Consider the following 20244-nt stretch of genomic DNA (forward strand, 5'->3'; position numbering starts at 1 on the left):
TATCTATAGATCGACTGTCTGAAGCGCTTGACTACGCTGGGTATCCCGTTCAAGGATCGGCTTTAAGTATCGACCTGTATAGGATTCTTCGACTCTCACGAGTTGCTCTGGTGTCCCGGTAGCCAAGATCGTTCCACCGCCGCTTCCGCCTTCCGGTCCCAAATCAATCAGATAATCGGCTGTTTTAATCACATCCAGATTATGCTCAATAACCAGCACCGTCTCTCCTGAATCAACCAAACGATGCAGCACCGTCAATAATCGGTCAATATCGTGAACATGCAGACCGGTTGTCGGCTCGTCCAAAATATAAATGGTTTTGCCTGTGCTACGACGATACAATTCGGAGGCCAGCTTCACGCGCTGTGCTTCACCGCCAGACAAGGTAGTCGCAGGCTGACCCAGCTTGATATACCCCAATCCTACATCCATCAGCGTCTGGATCTTGCGATGAATCTTCGGAATATTTTCAAAAAACTCCGTTGCATCCTCAACCGTCATCTCCAGCACATCGGCAATACTTTTCCCTTTGTATTTAACCTCCAGGGTCTCCCGGTTATAACGCTTGCCTTTGCACACTTCGCATGGAACATACACATCCGGCAGAAAATGCATCTCAATCTTGATGATACCGTCGCCTCTACAAGCTTCACAACGGCCTCCCTTAACGTTAAAGCTAAAGCGGCCTTTCTTGTAGCCTCGTACTTTGGCCTCGTTCGTCTGCGAGAATAAATCACGGATATCATCAAATACACCAGTATACGTTGCAGGATTGGAACGCGGTGTACGGCCAATTGGCGATTGATCGATCTCAACAACCTTTTCGATATGTTCTAGTCCGCGAATTTCTTTATGCTGCCCTGGACGTACTCTCGCCCGGTTTAGATCACGCGCTAACGTTTTGTACAAAATTTCGTTGACCAGTGTCGATTTTCCAGAGCCGGATACACCAGTAACAGCTGAGAAAACACCCAACGGAATTTTGACATTCACATTTTTGAGATTGTTCTCCTTGGCTCCGCGAATCTCCAGCCACTTATCAGCAGGCTTGCGCCGCTCGGTATTGACCGGAATGAACTTGCGACCGCTCAAATACTGCCCGGTTAAGGAATTCGGGTCTTCCATAACTTCCTGCGGAGTCCCCTGCGACATGATCATCCCACCATGGATTCCAGCCCCTGGCCCAATATCAATGATATAGTCCGCCGCCATCATCGTATCTTCGTCATGCTCCACCACAATCAACGTATTGCCGAGGTTCCGCATATGCTCCAAAGCACTAATTAGACGGTCATTATCTCGCTGATGCAGCCCGATACTAGGCTCGTCCAAAATATAAAGCACACCCATCAGACTGGACCCGATCTGTGTCGCCAGCCGGATACGCTGTGCTTCACCGCCTGACAACGTGCCTGCCGCACGGCTTAAAGTCAGGTATTCCAGACCAACGTTAACGAGGAATCCCAGACGGCTGTTAATTTCTTTTAAAATGAGATTGGCAATCGACTTCTCCTTCTCACTCAGCTCCAGTGTATGGAAAAAATTTGAGGCTTCACCGATAGACAAAGCTGTCACAAAAGCTATATTACGCTCTTGAATGGTTACCGACAGACTTTCTTTTTTCAGTCGGTGTCCCTTACAGGTGTTACATGGCTTTGCACTCATAAAGCCTTCAATAAATTCACGTATACCTTCAGAAGCCGTATCACGATAACGACGCTCCAGATTGGGGATAATCCCCTCAAAGGTCACATAGGCTTCCTTACGTTGACCAAAATCATTCTCATAGCGGAAACGGATCTTCTGCTCTCCCGTTCCATGTAAAATGAGGTTCATTTGTTCTGTCGTCAATTGACTAACAGGAATGTCCTGCGGAATACCGTAGTGCTCGCATACTGACTGTAAAAATTGAGGATAATAAGTGGAAGTTCCACCACTCCAAGCCTGAAACGCCCCATCCTCCACACTTTTTTCAGGATCGGGAATGAGCAGATCAGGATCAACTACCATTTTAACTCCTATCCCATCACAATCTGGACAAGCGCCAAACGGACTATTAAAGGAAAACATTCTTGGAGACAGTTCATCTATGCTGAATCCACAAATAGGACATGCAAAGTTGGAGCTGAAACGCAACTCCTCTTGCCCCATAATGTCTACAAGCAACTGCCCACCTGAAAGATTCAGTGCCGTCTCAATAGAGTCAGACAGACGCGCACGCACATCTTCTTTAACTACGATGCGGTCTACGACCACTTCAATCGAGTGCTTCTTGTTCTTTTCCAGCTCAATCTTCTCAGATAATTCACGTAGTTCTCCATTCACACGTACCCGTACAAAGCCCTGCTTGGCTATATCCGTAAACAGTGTTTTATGTTCACCTTTGCGGCCGGATACCAATGGAGCCAGAATCTGAAGTCTTGTCTTTTCAGGATACTGCAAAATGCGGTCTACCATCTGTTCAACGGTCTGTGAAGTAATTTCAATGCCATGTTCAGGACAATGAGGATGACCCACCCGAGCAAACAGCAACCGCAGGTAGTCATAGATTTCGGTAACCGTTCCGACAGTAGAACGCGGATTCCGACTTGTTGTTTTCTGGTCAATGGAAATGGCAGGAGACAGACCGTCAATCGAATCAACGTCTGGTTTCTCCATTTGTCCGAGGAATTGACGGGCATACGCAGATAAAGATTCCACATACCGCCGTTGCCCTTCCGCATAGATCGTATCGAAAGCCAGCGACGATTTACCTGAGCCGCTAAGCCCTGTCAGGACGACGAACTTGTCCCGTGGAATCGTCACGTCAATATTTTTGAGATTATGCGCGCGTGCGCCTTTGATGATGATGCTTTCATTCGCCAAATGTTTCATCTCCTTAGCCGTAGTTCACGTCATGCTATATCGCATTGGATTATCCCATGGAAGTGATATATCGCAAAGAGAACGACCACATAGGCCGCCCTCACTATTTTTAAAAGCAAAGCAATCAAACATTTTATTTTCATATGTTTTGCTTCTAGCTTATTCTCAATGTTTAATCAGCTCGTAACTCCAGCAAAGCGTCACGCAGCTCGGCTGCCCGCTCGAACTGTAGGTTCTTGGCGGCGTCTTTCATCTCTGCTTCCAGACGCTGAATGAGTGATTGACGCTCCTTCTTGGAAAGTTTACCCGTCTCATTAGGAAGGTAATCATTCTTAGACTCTGCCACCTTGGTTGCTTCAATAACATCACGAATCTTTTTACGGATGGTTTGCGGGGTAATCCCATGTTCTTCATTGTACTGAATTTGGATCGCACGACGACGTTCCGTTTCCTTTATCGCTTTATCCATAGAATCGGTAATCTTATCGCCGTACATAATAACACGACCGTCACTGTTCCGTGCTGCCCGTCCGATCGTCTGAATCAAAGAGCGCTCAGAACGCAGGAAGCCTTCTTTGTCCGCATCCAAAATCGCGACCAGAGATACTTCCGGCAAATCGAGACCTTCCCGCAATAGGTTGATCCCGATCAATACATCGAAGGTCCCTAGACGAAGATCCCGCAAAATAGCCATCCGCTCCAACGTCTTAATTTCGGAGTGCATATACCGAACCTTGATGCCTACTTCTTTTAAATAGTCAGTCAAATCTTCAGACATCTTCTTCGTAAGTGTGGTCACCAGTACCCGTTCTTCACGTTCTATGCGAAGCCGTATCTCACTAATGAGATCGTCAATCTGCCCCTTGCTCGGACGCACCTCAATAATCGGATCAAGAAGCCCGGTAGGACGAATAATCTGCTGTACCATCGTTTCGCATTTCTCCATCTCATAGGGTCCTGGAGTAGCCGATACATAGATGATCTGACTTACCTTGTCCTCGAACTCTTCAAACTTCAACGGGCGATTATCCAATGCGGATGGTAGACGGAAACCATGTTCTACCAGTACATTCTTACGTGCTTGGTCACCGTTATACATGGCACGAATCTGCGGCAACGTAACATGGGACTCGTCAATGACGATCAGCATATCATCCGGGAAATAATCCATCAGTGTATATGGTGTCGCACCTCGCTCGCGGAATGTCAGTGGACCTGAATAATTCTCGACGCCCGAACAAAAACCAACCTCTTTCATCATCTCGATATCATAGCGGGTACGTTGTTCCAAACGTTGCGCCTCTAACAGCTTCCCTTGCTCCTTCAACTCCGCTAATCGCTCTTCAAGCTCACGTTCAATGTTGACCAATGCTACCTTCATTGTATCCTCATGAGTAACGAAGTGAGATGCCGGGAAAATGGCAATATGATCACGTTCACCGATCAATTCACCCGTAAGCACATTAATCTCGGTAATTCGTTCAATTTCATCCCCGAACAGTTCTACACGTATAGCGTGTTCCCCGTGGGAAGCCGGGAATATCTCGACAACATCCCCCCGTACACGGAAAGTACCCCGCACGAAGTTGATATCGTTCCGCTGATATTGAATATCGACCAAGCGGGACAAAATCTGATTGCGGGGTTTCTCCATGCCGACTCTAAGCGAAAGCAGCAGGCTTGAATATTCTTTCGGGGAACCCAAACCATAAATGCAGGAGACACTCGCTACAATAATAACGTCACGACGCTCAAACAGAGAGCTTGTCGCTGAGTGGCGAAGTTTATCAATCTCCTCATTGATGCTGGAATCCTTCTCAATATACGTATCGGAAGACGGAATGTATGCTTCCGGTTGATAGTAATCATAGTAGCTGACAAAATAATCGACTGAGTTATTCGGAAAAAACTCTTTAAACTCACTCGCCAGTTGAGCAGCCAAAGTCTTATTATGTGCAATAACCAGCGTAGGCCGATTCAACTTGGCAATGGTCTGTGCGATGGTAAACGTCTTACCTGTTCCCGTAGCACCCAATAGCGTTTGATGCTTCTTTCCTTCTGCAATTCCCTCTACCAATTCAAAAATGGCCTGAGGCTGATCGCCTTGAGGTTGGAATTCCGACTGAATTTCAAAAGTCTTATCGCTAACAACGATATCACTCATTGCCCTGCATCACCCTTATCGTCTAAAATGGAAACATCATGATTTTACACCAGTCGAGCTTTAACGTCTTTACCTGTAACTCTATGTCGATATTTCCCGAGCAATGATACTTGGGAAATATGGTTGGATAAGAATGTTTGTTCCCGTATTATACCTCTTTCTTACCGTGGATGCAAACGATAAGTCTTGAATAGGAGTGAATTAAATTTTGGATATCACCATCGTATTGGGCATCATCGCCGGAATCATAGCATTAATCGGTGGCTTCTTATGGGAAGGCGGCGAATTTACAGGGCTGCTTCAAGGTACATCGGCTCTCATTGTATTTGGGGGAACTTTCGCCGCAGTTGTGATCAGCTACCCAGCTTCCAAGCTGAAGACGATCCCCACCGCCCTACGGATGGCATTTAGCCGTGAGGACAATCCTACGAAGCAATATATAGAAGATTTGGTTTCCATGGCTACCACCTCACGCCGATCCGGTGTGCTTGCGCTAGAGCGTACTTCATCAGAGCATCCGAATGCATTTTTGCGTGAAGGTCTTCAGTTGGTCATCGACGGCACCGAGCAGGAGCAGATCAAACAGATTTTAGAGCTTGAGTTAGATGCCATTGAACACAAACATGAAGGATACGCCAAAATATTTGAATCCGCAGGCGGTTATGCCCCTACGATGGGGATTATCGGTACTGTCATGGGCCTGATCCATGTACTGGGCAGCCTGACCGAGCCTACTGCGCTTGGTCCGTCCATTGCTGTTGCTTTTATCGCAACACTATATGGCGTTGCTAGCGCCAATCTGATCTTCCTGCCCATCGCATCCAAAATAAGAGCAGCCAGTGAGAGTGAAATTATCACTATGGACTTGCTGCTGCAAGGAATTCTGGCCATCCAAAACGGAGAGAATCCAAAGCTTGTACGCAAAAAGTTGGAGTTCTTTATCCGCTCAGAGCAAAATATAGATCACAAACCGCCTCGTCGCTCACGCACAGATGACGCTTCTCCAAAGGAGGACTTCCATGAGAGCGCGCGGTAAGCGCCGTGGGGGTCAAGGAGGCGGCGGAGACCATCGTGACCGCTGGATGATTACCTATGCCGATCTGATCACCCTGCTGCTCATATTTTTCGTTGTGATGTATGCCATGAGTAGTCTGGATGCTAAAAAATACGATGTCGTTGTTCAATCCCTCCAGGATACGTTCCACAAGGGAGATTCTATTTTGGAGCAAGGCTCGGGCATTACAGGTACTGCCGATCGTTACACCAGCAAGAATCCACCCACGACCAAGCAACCACCAGCCGATAAAAAGGAAGCTGGATCGACAAAGCTCACCGAACGTGAACAAGCATTCCGCACGCAGGAAAAAGAGCTGCAAAATCTAATGGGTGTCATTCAAGAATATATTACGGACAACAAACTGGAAAACCAGATTTTCGTGTCAGATCAGCCGCGTGGTATTGTCATTACGCTAAATGACCGCTTTTTATTCGATCAAGGTAGAGCAGCACTCAAGCAAGGCTCTGCCAACACGCTATCTAAGTTGGCCAGTCTGTTTCGAGATTTGAAAACACCGATTAGCATTGAGGGCCATACGGACAACATTCCGTTCACACGCTCCTCGAACTCATCGACGTATAAGGACAACTGGGAGCTTTCTGGCGCACGGGCACTATCAGTACTCCGATTCTTTCTCGACAGAGAGCAACTTTCACCCTCAGGATTTCAGTATGCGGGGTATGCAGATACCCGGCCGGTTGGTGACAATAGTACCGAAGCTGGACGACAAAAAAACCGCCGTGTCGAAATCACCGTATTACGCCAGCTTCAACAGTAAAACCCAAAAACCTCCTGAGTCACGCAGTAACGTGAATCGGGAGGTTTTTTTGATGCCTATTTACATTAATACATGGCTTCCGCTCTGAAGTAGACACAGAACATAAACCGTACGAACAACGTGGATAAGAGCGGCGTACGAGATGCAATAGAGATTATTTTGTTTATTCTATATCCCACTATGTATTAGAAGCCCTGGTGAAGTTAGGTTGTATCTTGTCATGATACTTGAAAATCAATAAGATAGGACAAGCTCGTGTTGCTTCTCTTGCATTTGTGAACTTTGGGGTATGCTCTGTTGTCTACGATAGCTATATTTCCAGTCACTGTATTTATTAAGGAGTCGATCCAACTCCATGGACTTGATTAACACCCGCCGATCCTTCAATCCCACCTCATTCGCCAAATCATTTAGTTCCTTCCGCTTTTCTTCGATGCATTCCTCCAATTGTTTCCATTTCACATCAATAAACCTCCTGTTCGGTGTGGTATTTACATTAGTTTACAAGCTGATACCTTCCCTACAGGTTAAAAATATAATAAAACCCAATTCATCCCTTTAACGGGATGAATCAAAAAAGCCAATCCATAGGAATTGGCTTCGAGAACAGTGATTCTGTTCTATGAATTATTCAACCCATGCCATGATTAAATAATATAATTTCATTAGAACTTCCTACACTGCTTGGATTATAGAAAGGGAATATACTAAAAAATAGAATACCTAAGGCTAGTACCACCAAATAACCTTTTTTCATAGATATTCACCTCCTTAATTATATTTTCGTATCTCTTTGTTTGTTCATAAGTAGCAAATTCTCTGTAAACCTCAAACAACGCAACACATTGTTTAAAGTCACTATCATTCCGACTAATTAATGAAAGTGCAAGACAGTCCAGAACATAGTTTGTTCCTTTCTCCAAGCTATTACTTTTATACTCATAAATTGCCCTTTGGTATAAAAAACAACAATAATAGTTTCTATTCTTTACATCATCAAGAAACTTGAACTGATCAATCTCTGCTGAAAAACTTTCAAGTACATAATCTACCGAGAAGTTATATTTGTTAGCTGATTCCAAGATAGTTAAAAGACCAGATAATTTCTCTTCCGGATGTTGATTGAGAAAAGAAATATATTCTACTAAAACATCTCTTTTTCCTAAAAGCATATCAAGTGTATAAGAGTTTGCTTTTGCCCAAAGACTGAACATCTTTACATATTGCTCGCCTTCTGAGTTAAGTCCTTTGAACCAACTTAAATCCGCGTAATATTTAATATAAGATTGTGCTTCCTCAAATTTCTCCATTTTTTGGAGAGCTGTAGATTTAGATAAATATCCGTATCCGTAATAAAAAACAAGATTTTTCTCTGTTTTAAATTCGTCCTTAACACGTCTTTTAGTATTATTATTTTCGTATCGATTTAAATAAACAGTTTTGGCGAGAGTACACAACTCATCTCCATACTTCTCTACGTTGTCCCATTTATGTAGATAAAAATATATATTGATAATTTTTAAAAGCCCATCTAGCTGATAACTCTCTGGTAGGCGATTGCGATAAGGAATAAATCTCAGAACAGATTCCAAATTTTTCTCCAGATCTTGACCCACAGAAGCTACAAATAATTTATAATGACTGATTGCCAATCTCTCAGAATGTTGGTACTTTTCATTTTCAATAACACATTCATAGAATGGAATTGCCTCTTGCAGCTTCCCACCTTCGTATAACTCCTCTGCCAAAGCAAAGATTGTTGGAATGTGGTTAAGATCTTCCATTAAGCGTGAGAGCACTTTCTCCACACACCTCAGATTCCCTACTTCAACACAACGAATCAGGAACGGCTTGACCCTTTTCCAATGTGGTCTTCCATCATAAAAACATTCATCCACATACAGGTCATACAACCAGCCCTCTGGATAATTAAACGCTTTAGTAATCAAGTCCATTTGTCTTACGGAGATAGGTTTAGGCGGATTCCCATTAAGCATAGCACTAAATATGCCCCGATTAAGACCCGTAGCTTGTCCAAAACTATTAAAAGTGTAGCCACCAAGTTTTAGTTCTTTCTCAATTTCCGAACGAATCGTGGTTGCATTTTCCAATAAAAACACCCCCGGCGTATTCAGATGATTTTAAAAAATCACCCTCCTCGACAATCAATTACAATATACTAGAAATTATATGAATAAATTGGATGACGGTCAACCCCTTTTCTACACTGTTTTATTATATTATGGAATTTGATGTTTATTAAAATAGTTCTTACAAGAACTAAATATCGAATAATTAAGGCAATTTAATTACCTCCACGCTTAATCTACCTTTGTCTACACTCATACTATAGGAGTGTGGGTGTCTATGGAAACAACGAAACTATTAGGAACGAAAATCCGTCAATTTCGAAAATTGCGTGGTATTACACAAGAACAGTTAGCAGAAGCATCCGATTCAACAGGTTCCTATATCGGCAAGTTGGAGCGCGGTGAGGTCAATGTGCAGATCAAAACACTGGAGAAAATAGCCGAGGCACTGAACACAAACGTATTCGCACTTTTTGACTATAATCCATATGAAGAACTCAAAAGTCAGCCCTGGATATGGGGTTGTATTCATATCCTTTCCCAGCAGAGTGAAGCGGAACAAAATAAAGCTTATCGGATATTGAAGGAACTGTTCACTTCTTCACAAAGCGAGCTTTTGGAGAGTAACTCCGACACCCCTGATACACATGAGGAATAGTAAATTTCACTCAATTAACATGTACGAAAAATTAAAAGAGCTGTGTGATCTCCCTACTCTAGATAGAGAAACACAGCCCTTTTTGTTCTAAGAGGTCATTTGCCTCATACTAATTTCCACTGCTTGTAACACTTTTTTATATTCTGTCCGTTGTTCTTCGGTCGAATGATCCTTATATTTCTCAAATAATAGCGTGATGGACTTGATATAGTAATTCTTATCGTTTAACTCTGAGGAGGCTTTTAAACTAATCAGCATACTGTCTATTGCCTCGGTATAGCTTCCTTTACTGAAATAGTATCGACTAAGCTCAAGAAAAAAACGAGAATATGTCAGCAGATCATTATTTGTATGATAATACGAAATATTTGTACGTAGCTCCCTAAATTCATTAATATTCTCAGCAAAAAGAGCCAGAGTTTCGTCTACTGAGTGACTGTAATGATTGGCCGATTCTATAATAGTCAATAGCCCAAGTAATATTTCCTGAGGATTATTTCTAATAAGTTCGACATAGGCAGGCAAACTAGTCGTATCCCCCATCAGAACTTCTAAATTCAAACGGTTTGCTATTCCCCATATTTCGAATTTCTGTGCCTCTATCATTCCAATCTCATCTAGACCTTCAAATTCAGTTAAATTTTCATAGTAAGGTATGAACTTCATAGCTGCTTCATATAGTCCTTGTTTTTCTAAGGAATTTCCCTGCATTAAATAGGCTTGTCCATAATAAACGATTAGATGTCTTTCTGTATTTAAACGTATAACTTCACGATTCTTCGCCCTCGCTTGAGCTTGATGCCAATAAATGCTTGTGACTAGTACCTCAAGTTCCTTCGCATAGTGTATAGCCGCCTCATAATCGTAAAATTGGAAATATGCATTAGTCAATTTTAACAACGCGTCTAATTGGTAATTCTCGGGAAGATTCCTCCGAAACGGTGCAAACTTTATAGTTGCTTGCCGATTATTATCCAAGTCAGTATTCAGAGAACAACAAAACAAACGATACTGGCAAATTGCCAACCGCTCCGAGTGGTAATATCTCTCATTCTCTATTACACACTCGTAAAAGGGGATAGACTCCTTTTTCTTTCCTGCTTCGTGTAGTTCTTCTGCAAGCTCAAATATCGTCGGTACATAGGACAAGTCCTCGGTTAGTCTTGACAGTACCTTTTGAATACAGTCTTCCCTCCCTAACTCTACACAACGTAATAAAAAAGGCTTAATCCGTTTCCAGTGTCCTTTTCCCTCATAAAAGCATTCATCTATGTATAACTCATACAGCCAGCCTTCGGGATATCCCAATGCCTTGGTAATCAAGTCCATCTGCCGAACCGAGATCGGCTTGGGTGGGTTGCTGTTAAGCATGGTGCTAAATATACCACGGTTAATTCCAGATACTTTACTGAAGCTGCTAAATGTATGCCCCCTTTGCTTTAGTTCTGTCTCTATCTTCGAGCGGATCGTAGGTGTATGTTCCATTTCAATCCCCCTCTTTAACTTGAAGAATTATATTTTTCGTCTCTTCTAACATTATAAGGTAATTTTAGTTCGTGATTTCTTAAACCTGAATATAATAATCAAACATATCTCTTGGAGGGTTTTTGTACAAAAAAATGAGCAGGTGGGATACTAAATCCCCTGCTCATTTCAACGATGGTATTTATATAATTTTGAATCTCCCCAGCGGCGTAAATAATCGGTTGATTCACATGTTGCCTTATATCAGACGCCTGCCTTAACTAGCTGTCGGTTCGCTTCCCCAAACCAGTACGCCATTATGATACAACGTAGCTTTCGTATGATCGGCGAATGAAGTCTGCGTTCCTTTATACGAGTAATCGTCACTTTCGTTATAATTCGACCAGTCTGCTTTATGAATACGGGTTTGAATTCCGCCTGTGCTTCCTCCAGGTGCTAACACGCCTGCATCCGAATTAAAGCTGACTTCCAAATAATAATCAGCACCGGTTACAGCGTTATCCATTTTAACCAGCTTACCATTCAGCTTCGAGCAGCTCAGCGTCGCATAGTCGCAGTTGAATGTCTGCGCGCGGTCGCCGTCGATCGTGTAGTAGTAGCGAATTTTCAACTCGTTGATCGGTACGGAGGTTGTACCTTTGTTTACAATTTGGAAATGCGGGTTCAAGTGATTGTCGTTCACATTTGTATCCGCTGTGCGATACTGGAGCACCAGTCCCGTTGTCGGCTGCTGAGTATCCGCTTTCGGTGCTGCGCTAGCCGTGTTTGAAACCGTTTGACCTGCATCGTTCTTCGCTACGACTTGGTAATAGTACATCGTGTCTGCCGTTACGGCTGTGTCGATGTAGCTGCTTCCGTATACATCGCTCGCTACTGTGGCGAAAGCGCCGTTTTCAGCCGTCGAACGCTTCACTTCATAGCTTGCCGCATTCGCCGATGCTGTCCAGCTCAGCTTTACTTTCGCCGTTTCGCCCGCTGCGTTCAGCGTGAAGCTGCCCGGTACTGATGGCTGCTCGGTAATACCATACGTTTTTAAGTTGGTCGGGAGCTTGTCAAGCGTAATGACGTTCGGATGATTATACACTTTTTTCAGATGCTCAAGACTGTTTTGTTTGCCGTCTCTCAAGAAATCCCCATACCATGTAGCGAACCAGCTCCAATGGGCTTGATACGCCTTCATCAGATCAGGGTCCGGGATAGGTCCGTTTTCGCTCATGGCAACTAACTTTTTGTCCTTACCCAACGTAACAAGGTCTTCGTATTTTGCAATTTGCGGGTTGTAGTCGCCTGCTTGCGGATAAGAGTCGAAGCTCAAAATATCCACATACTCATCTCCCGGATACCAGTCGGGAGCAACAGAGTTCCAGACCCAGATCAGATTGTTCAATTTGTGCACATTAGTCAAACGATCGTGCATCAAAATATATAATTTTTTAACAGGCTCAGGACCTTTAGCGCCCCACCAGAACCATTTCCCTTCCGCTTCGTGCAAAGGACGGAACAGCACAGGAACTTTCGCATCCTGCAACTTCTTCAATTGCCCTGCAATCACATCGATGTCGCGAATAAGCAATTTATAATCTTCGGACTCTGGATGATTCATCGCATATTCTATATCGAATGTAGTCGAATCGGCATAGAAGCCTCTCCACCATTCTTTTCCCTGCGTATCGATCAGACCTTTCGGCGCGTTCCAGTGCCATGCAAAGGTAACAATTCCCCCTTGCTTATCCCATTCAATCGCCTTTTCCGTCTCTGTGGAACTAAGACCGTGTTCCGCTCTACTTGGCGAATAGTCGATCAGGTCAAGCGCTGCAATAGCCGGCTTTTTACCTACATTGGCTTGAAGCCAATCAATTTCGGTTATTTCCTCTTGACCGGAAAGCATATTCTTCCCGTATTGATCAACCAGATAGTTCATCAATGCTCTTGCTTCTATCGTCGCATTCGGATTGGTGAGCGTTTTGGTTACCGCATGTGGTGGACGGTCAGCAGCTGGCTCCAGCTTGACGTAGTCGATATCATACCAGCCCCAGCCTGTTTCAAAACCGATCGTGTTCGCCCCTGCATTCAACAGAAGCTTGCCTCCGGAAGTTTCTTTAAAATCAGCCGATTTCGAAAGTATCAGCTCGCCAAACGCTTTGCCGTTTAAAGAGAAGTTGGTGCGTTTGTCATCATGAGGAGAACGGTAGCCGATTGTAAGATTGTACAAGCCTGCCGCCTCTGCCTGAATCGTCATCGTCAGGGAATCCCCTGCATTGTGGAAATTAGTTACATAACCAGTACCGGAGAAGCCGGTTCCGCTGGATTCCACAATGGTTCCCTTCAGCGCGCCATCTTCGGCTTCATAGCGATCCGGTCCGTCTACAGGCGTTCGCGGAACCGCTTTCAAAACATTGGATTCGCTCGTTCCCGCCTTTGTTTGTGCGGTTATTTTATAATAATAAGAAGTGCCGTTCGTTACGTTCGTATCCGTATAAGACGTTTCGACCAAGTTGGATGCTACAGCAGCAAAAGGACCGTTTTCATACGTTGCCCGCTGTACACTGTAACTTACAACTCCGCTGGAAGCGTCCCAGGATAAATCGACTTTCCCATCGCCAGCCTCAGCCCTCAGCGCAAAGCTTTCAGGACCTTCCACAGGTGGCACAGACGTATCATTGCCAGCAGTCAAGACGATGTGATAAGCCGTCAAAGGCGGTACTGTATAGGTAAAGCGGTTGCCTGAAATTTGCGTAATTGGCGCTGCTTCTTTAATTTGCGAGCTATTTTTGTCGAAGCCCCATACTTTACCGGAACCGTAAGTCGTCTCACCGGAAAGATCAAATTGGGCGTCGAATGCACTGTCCATGCTTTTATTCATGACAACGAGGTGCAGTTCTTTGTAGGATGCATCCGTTACGGAAGCATGCACCGAGCTATTAACAATATCCGATGTTTGCGCGTTAACACTGATATCACCGAAAGTAGAGCTTTTTCCGTCATAATTGCGATAAAGCTTGTAAGCGGCACTAACGTAGTTGTTGGCACCATCCTTTAACTTCCAGTAGTTTGCCATATAAACGTCGTTTTTGCCCAAGATGCCCAACACATCGGTCATAGCGATACCGCCGGAAATATCATTTTCGCCGCCATAGCTATACTCAGTCAAGGCCAGCTTGGTTCCCGGGTAATACTGATCCACCGACTGCTTTAATCGAGGCAGTAAAGGCAAGAATTCACTGTTCCATTGAGCGATCCAACTATCTTCCTTGTAGGTCGGGTCCCACAAGGTACGAGGCGCCTGCATTCTGGCCTTCTTCGTTTCGTCATTGCCTACCTCATTCGTAATTCGTATGCCTCCACCCATCGCTTCGGGATACCAGTGCACATCGAAAACATCCAGCAATCTCTTGCCTTCGGCTTGCGAACTGAGGCGCATTTGATCCAGGTAATAGTCCACGAACCAGCTGTAGTTGCCTTTTACAGAGTTCCAATCAGGTGCAGTTTGAAGATCTTTATAGGCGCCAAAACCGTAAAGAACGGGCCCAAAAATTTCCACACCCGCGTCAACCGCCTTAACGGCTTTGGATAAACTTACCGACCGCTCTACCAACTCTTTCGCTCCGACCTTTTCACCATGAATGCGCGGATGCGTATGCGACCAGAGAGCGGGTTCATTGTCGAGCGAGTATCCTTTCACACCTGTTTTTGTTGAAGCAGAGCCATACTTTTTCACTAAAAAGTTGACGAATTCATCCGCATAAACCTGATTGTCTTTCAGATCAGGCTGCAATTGAAACGGCGCATTTTTGGCGTTTACGACCTCATTCCACCGAGCGGAAGGAGCCTTTTCGCTTTCCTGCACACTTCCGTTTCCATCCTTGGCCACATAACCGGCCATCGGCAGTGTGACTAAAGAATATGTGTCCTGCTTCAGCGATTGATCGTGAAACGAGGTTGCCACCGCACCTGGCTTTTCACATTCGGCTTTTGTCAATCCGGCGTTGTCGCATAAATAGCTATCGCTGGACTGCATCCAGTCGCTTCCTGCATTGGACATATTGTTTTCCCAGTTATATCCGGTCATTCGATTGCCACCAAGTCGTCTGGCAGTCAGATTTTCATCTCCGGCCAAGTCCTGATTCGTACCGTATATATAAGGACTAATGGGCTTACGATCCTTGGATGTATCGACCTTAATAGTAACAGTCTTTGCCGTTTGACCGTGAACTACAGCTGGAGCCGGTACAGCCCCCACTGCTATAATCGTGCATGCCATAACGATCGGCAGCCATTTGGAACGCTTGGACAAAATACCCCTGCAATTTTTCCCCTTCATGCCTCTTCCTCCCTTCAATTTAAAAGGAGCGGCACCCATACGAATGCCCCTCCTTGAGGCTTTAAGGCCCCTTCCCTGTCCCCAAACGAGCTTATCGTTCCGTTGCAGCGTCATATCCGTGCTTGAAATGTTCCAGCCGAAAACAACACCCTCTTTCTTTGAAACTGGATTTATAATATCACCTTAACACAAAGGTATATTGACATTTTTAACTATTGTTTTAATTAGCTAGTATTAATTTCTTAAATAACCATATAGCTTGAGGTATCCCAATAGCTCTTGCTCATCCACACTCGTCTTACCTAGCGCACTTTATCCTTTTGAATAAGCTTATAATAGATGCGTGCAGGCTCTGATTCTCCGGTGGATAAAATGTATTCTGCTAAAGGTGCGCACAGTTTTTGGAGATAAAAGGAGTATAGCAGCTCGGCCGTGTCAAAATGAATTTTCAACACTTGCTTCATCAAGCCTTCGAATTTGGAGTAATCCAGTTCTTCCGGGGTAATATCAAACGGGTATTCAGGGAAGGTTTTTTTCTGAATTTCAACAAACTGCTCCCTAAGCTTCGGTTGATTGCCTGAACGGGCAGCCGAGAAATTCATCATAAAAAAAGATACAAAATCCGTCTCACGGTCACTTAACTCATAGTACTCACACCAACGCATGAATATCAGCGGTTTTACCATATATAAATCTCCTTTAACAAAAGTTCAGATTTATCATGAATCTTACAAAAATCTAGCGGGTTCCATCTTATGTAATATATAGGTTAAGCCCCATTTTAAAATATGATTCCTTAAATGAATTTTGCTTTTTAACATATCCCCTTCTTATATATCCATAAAAGTGCACAACAAAAAAGACCGTTTCAGCATCTCAATGACGCTGACCAAGTCTTCTCATAATCATCCGTATATTCACATTTGTATTTATTCTATTCCTCTACATAGCTGCAAAGTTACAGGCTGCAAGTGAACACATAAGCGGGCGGAACATTGCAGTTTACCTTTTTAATCTGAATGTCAGCAAAAAAGGTGCGAAAAAAATTGTGTTTGACCTTGCTGTACTGGAACGTAATAAATTTGCCTTCCTGGCCCAAAACCTCAGCCGTTTGTCCCAAAATGAGGCTGGATAATGCAGCGGGCAAGCTGGTGAAAGGGAGCCCTGACACGACATAATCCACCTTTGGGACCTCATACTGTCGTATATACTGAGCTACATGCTCAGCCGATCCATGAATAATGTGTACCCTCTCCAAGTGTCCGTACTTGCTTTGTAGCGTTTTGTAAAACGATTCATTAGCTTCAATGACTAAAAGTAGCGTTTCTGGACGCTTGTTCAAAATCAACTCTTGCGTAAACACACCGGTTCCTGCACCATATTCAATAATGCATGATGCTTTGTCAAAGTAAATCGGTGTGGCAATTTGTTTGGCCAACTGTCTTGAGCTGGGTATAACAGCGCCTACGCTGCGTGGATGCCTGATGTACTCTCGAATAAAGTGGATCGCGTTCATCTTTTCCTCTCCCTGCTTGACACACATGATAGGCATTCGGTTCATCAACGCTTCTTATTACATATTCATTGTATACCGATCAGAATATTGATTTCAAGCAGGCTACTGTCGGCATATAAAAAGAGCGTAGCCTTATTCGACTCTAATCAAATAATGACTACCCTCTTGTTGTAACATCTATTTGTCCATGGTATCCAAATTTGCCTTCTCTGCCTGCGATGCCTGTCCAGCTTTACGTCGGCGTGCGCCTATGTGCATGGCAACAATCCGGTAGATGGAGGCTGGCTGTATGGATACGGCCCAGCTCGCGTCTGCATCCGGTGCAAGCACAACCCCTAGCTGGTGATGATCGCCATCGTACATGCCTCGCTGCACAAACTTGCTCTCGCCCTGCAGATTGCGTACCTCCAGCTTACAAAAAGCAGAGTTGATCCGCAAGGCCTGGTGTAACTCGGCACGGGTATTCACAACAATCCCATTCACGCGGTAAATGGCCTCGCCCGGCAGTATGCCCATGGCTGTCGCTGGACTGTCTGGCAGCACAGCGAGAACACGCATCCCTTGCTCCGGATGGATAAACATCGGGCTAAGACGACTTTCCTCTATATTACCATGCCAGATCAGCGCCTCATGAGCCAGAAAGGAGAATAACGCTGCTAACAATATCAGCGGACTCCACCATGCAGCCAGCAAGCTCAGCAGAAGTAAAGCCACACTGTACAGGAGCAAACGGTTCGAAGTAAGTACCGCCTTCTGTCGTGGTAGCTGGCCTAGCGTCACGCTGCTGAAGCCCATCAGGACTGGCAAGGCTGCCAGCATATACCCGGTTCCGGCATCGCCGCCGAACAAAGGTGTCCAGGGAAGCGTAAATCCTCCCTGGGTCGGTACCAGCAACAACAACGGAATGGGCCAGAGGTCTTCCATACGATAGCCGCCAACCAATCTTCCCCGTTTGCCCTCGACAAACAGCGGAGTGGCCGCCTTCCCCCCTTGCCAGCGAACCAACAGCGCCTCAGCCACATGCAGCACGGCGACCAACACCAACAGTGCCGGAATATCCAATCCGCGGATAGCTGCTACTGATGTTCCGAGCGCTCCTCCAGGTTGCCAGCCACTGGCCACGTTTAGGAAAAATTGAACCACACCTAGCAGACCTACCGAATAAGCGAGACACAGGTAACGGACGCGTACCAGCATGAGCAGTAATGTTGCTACCCACAGGCACACGATGGAAGCCGAGTTCAGATGCACGCTGACGAACATTCCCAGAGCAGATAGCGCCATTCCAGCAAGCAAACCACTCCATACGACACGCCAGGTCTCTGAAGCCCAGCTATGCATTTTGGTATGAAATAGCTTGCGCTCCAGCAGCATTTGCCGACGATAACCAAGTGCTACAATGAGTATTGAGATATAATAAAACGGCTGCAAAAGCAGGTACAAGCAAGCATTTAAGACGCTCCATCCCCATTGTAATGCCCATTCCAAGTCCATTCACACTCCTTATGCCCCTGGCCCGCTGTATAGCGGATCACGTACATTTCATATCCATTTATTCTATATGAAATTGCCAACGTAGGGAAGACAAACCGACAGACTGCAAATAAATCCCAATATAAAAGGAGGCTGTTTCCAGCCCCCTTGTTGTAGCCTCACTATTATTTCGCTACGCTTGTCTTCATTTCCTTCCGAATCTCTTCAATCCCCTGCTTGAGTTGATTATCATTTTTCGGATCACGAATTTTCTCAATCAGCTTGGCTTCCATCGCTGCTGCTGTCTTCGCATCAATGATGCCGCTAGCCGTCAGCTTCGCTTGTTTTTGAAAAGCAATAACAGAGCTTTCAGTTACTTTGTCAAAATAGCCATCCTCGCGACCTGGGTTGTAACCCAAGCCTTGTAGAATGATTTGTGCATTTTTCACATCACTGCTATTCATATTGTATTTCAGGGACTTTTCCTTGTTCAGCGGTGCTGCTGTGAAGTATTCAGGCTGTTCCACCGCAATATTCGGCTTAATCCCTTTTTTATGAATCCACGTTCCATTTGGCGTTAACCATTTGGCAATCGTGATTTTGAGCAGGCTACCGTCACCCATTTGCTTGTCATAGCTGGTTTGTACAGTACCTTTACCAAAGGAATTTTCCCCGATCAACACGGCACCCGCTGATTGCTGGAGAGCACCTGCCAGAATTTCGGATGCACTTGCGCTACCTTTATTCATTAGCAAAGTCACAGGATAATTTTTGCGTGAACCTTTGGATTTTTCTTCTTCACGCTTCTGATTCTTGTCTTCCACTTGTACAATCGTTTTGCCAGAAGGTACAAATTGCTGTGCAATATCAATGACTACGGAAAGCACGCCGCCCGGATTATTACGCACGTCAATGACGAGCCCTTTAAGCCCTTGTTTTTCGAGCTTCGCTAACTCTTCCTTGAAACGTTCTGCTGTATTCAAGGAGAACTGGGTGATCGTGATGACGCCTACACCGTCGCTTTCCATATGAGCCGTTACAGTTTCCATATCAATGTTGTCACGGGTAATCGTGTATTCGAGCGGATCAGGAGAGCCACTGCGCTGAATTTTGACTTTCGCCTGACTGCCTTTAGGTCCACGGATTTTGGAAACAGCCTTGTTTAGATCCAATCCGTCCAGTGTTTCACCATTAACAGACAAAATAATATCCTTAGAGCGTAATCCTGCCTTCTCTGCCGGGGAGCCTTTAATTGGCGTGACTACAACTACTTTCCCGTTTTCCGCTGCTACTTCAGCTCCGATCCCGGTAAAAGAACCTTCTATGGATTGCTCGAATTGTTGTGCGGTTTCTTTACCCATATAAGAGGAATACGGGTCACCGAGCGACTCCATCATACCATTGATGGCGCCATCCACCAGCTTGGTACGATCCACATCCTGATAATATTGTCCCTGAATCAAGTCCATCGCCGTCTCAATTTTGCGGATATCACTTCTGGAGGTAGAACTGCTACCTGTCACACTCGCCAGCAGTCCTTCGCCCAGAGCGCTGTTCCCTACTGTAGTCGTTCCAGTATAGGCAAAAGTGAGCAGACTGCCGCCAAGCAGCCCGATCACCATCAAGAGTATCGCTGTACTTTTTTTCAACATCTAATCGTCCACCGCCTTCTCATTATCTTGTATCCTATTGCCTTACAACGCATGTCCATCCACGAAGTATACGTCTAGCTTGTACGGAATATGTTAATTGTATCCTACTCTGTGTCTCAATGCACATGTTCTTCATCGGATATTAACCATTACAGCAAAGCCCTATCTACAACCGTAATGGCTAT

The 20244-nt window shown here is 44.8% G+C and carries 13 protein-coding genes; 3 read left to right on the top strand and 10 right to left on the bottom strand.

Translation table 11 applies throughout. The features are described 5' to 3' along the window. Positions 1-3 precede the first annotated feature (3 nt). Entirely contained in the window at positions 4-2865 is a 2862-nt protein-coding gene (gene uvrA / locus ACYCSE_RS06435) for an excinuclease ABC subunit UvrA (protein WP_459701844.1), read from the bottom strand. A 172-nt stretch (positions 2866-3037) separates the two neighbouring features. Next, positions 3038-5029, bottom strand: coding sequence for an excinuclease ABC subunit UvrB (uvrB, locus tag ACYCSE_RS06440; RefSeq protein WP_061829965.1), 1992 nt, complete (start codon positions 5027-5029; stop codon positions 3038-3040). A 208-nt stretch (positions 5030-5237) separates the two neighbouring features. Between uvrB and ACYCSE_RS06445 the strand changes: the two genes are divergently transcribed. Continuing rightward, positions 5238-6065 carry a flagellar motor protein gene (locus ACYCSE_RS06445; RefSeq protein WP_235306457.1) on the top strand — a complete coding sequence of 276 codons (828 nt, stop codon included), beginning with the start codon at positions 5238-5240 and terminating at the stop codon, positions 6063-6065. Further along, positions 6049-6864 carry a flagellar motor protein MotB gene (locus ACYCSE_RS06450; RefSeq protein ID WP_061829964.1) on the top strand — a complete coding sequence of 272 codons (816 nt, stop codon included), beginning with the start codon at positions 6049-6051 and terminating at the stop codon, positions 6862-6864. The genes ACYCSE_RS06445 and ACYCSE_RS06450 overlap by 17 nt, the downstream gene beginning before the upstream one ends. Before the next feature lie 234 nt (positions 6865-7098). Here the strand turns inward: ACYCSE_RS06450 and ACYCSE_RS06455 are convergent, their stop codons facing one another. Both ACYCSE_RS06455 and ACYCSE_RS06460 read right to left on the bottom strand, forming a co-directional pair. Beyond that, entirely contained in the window at positions 7099-7326 is a 228-nt protein-coding gene (locus ACYCSE_RS06455; protein ID WP_235306458.1) for a Spo0E family sporulation regulatory protein-aspartic acid phosphatase, read from the bottom strand. Between the two features lie 245 nt (positions 7327-7571). Next, a complete protein-coding gene (locus ACYCSE_RS06460; RefSeq protein WP_459701845.1) occupies positions 7572-8975 on the bottom strand; it encodes a DNA-binding protein in 1404 nt (467 codons plus the stop codon). Positions 8976-9231: 256 nt separating this feature from the next. Here ACYCSE_RS06460 and ACYCSE_RS06465 point away from each other — a divergent pair, with 256 nt between their 5' ends. Beyond that, positions 9232-9612, top strand: coding sequence for a helix-turn-helix domain-containing protein (locus ACYCSE_RS06465; protein WP_459701846.1), 381 nt, complete (start codon positions 9232-9234; stop codon positions 9610-9612). An 87-nt stretch (positions 9613-9699) separates the two neighbouring features. On the opposite strand, the gene ACYCSE_RS06470 is transcribed toward ACYCSE_RS06465, so the two are convergent. The 6 genes from ACYCSE_RS06470 to ACYCSE_RS06495 all read right to left on the bottom strand — a co-directional run bounded on the left by ACYCSE_RS06470 (position 9700) and on the right by ACYCSE_RS06495 (position 20059). Then, entirely contained in the window at positions 9700-11097 is a 1398-nt protein-coding gene (locus ACYCSE_RS06470; protein ID WP_459701847.1) for a DNA-binding protein, read from the bottom strand. A 256-nt stretch (positions 11098-11353) separates the two neighbouring features. Then, positions 11354-15418, bottom strand: a complete 4065-nt coding sequence (locus tag ACYCSE_RS06475) for a glycosyl hydrolase (RefSeq protein ID WP_459701848.1) — start codon at positions 15416-15418, stop codon at positions 11354-11356. A 302-nt stretch (positions 15419-15720) separates the two neighbouring features. Then, entirely contained in the window at positions 15721-16104 is a 384-nt protein-coding gene (locus ACYCSE_RS06480; RefSeq protein ID WP_023990615.1) for a hypothetical protein, read from the bottom strand. A 272-nt stretch (positions 16105-16376) separates the two neighbouring features. After that, the gene (locus ACYCSE_RS06485) at positions 16377-16934 is read right to left on the bottom strand and encodes a class I SAM-dependent methyltransferase (RefSeq protein ID WP_023990616.1); all 558 of its coding nucleotides are present in this window, start codon (positions 16932-16934) and stop codon (positions 16377-16379) included. Positions 16935-17111: 177 nt separating this feature from the next. Then, positions 17112-18428, bottom strand: a complete 1317-nt coding sequence (locus tag ACYCSE_RS06490) for a serine protease (RefSeq protein WP_459701849.1) — start codon at positions 18426-18428, stop codon at positions 17112-17114. A 164-nt stretch (positions 18429-18592) separates the two neighbouring features. Next, positions 18593-20059, bottom strand: a complete 1467-nt coding sequence (locus ACYCSE_RS06495; RefSeq protein ID WP_061829953.1) for a S41 family peptidase — start codon at positions 20057-20059, stop codon at positions 18593-18595. Positions 20060-20244 lie beyond the last annotated feature (185 nt).

Source organism: Paenibacillus sp. SEL1 (assembly GCF_054602535.1).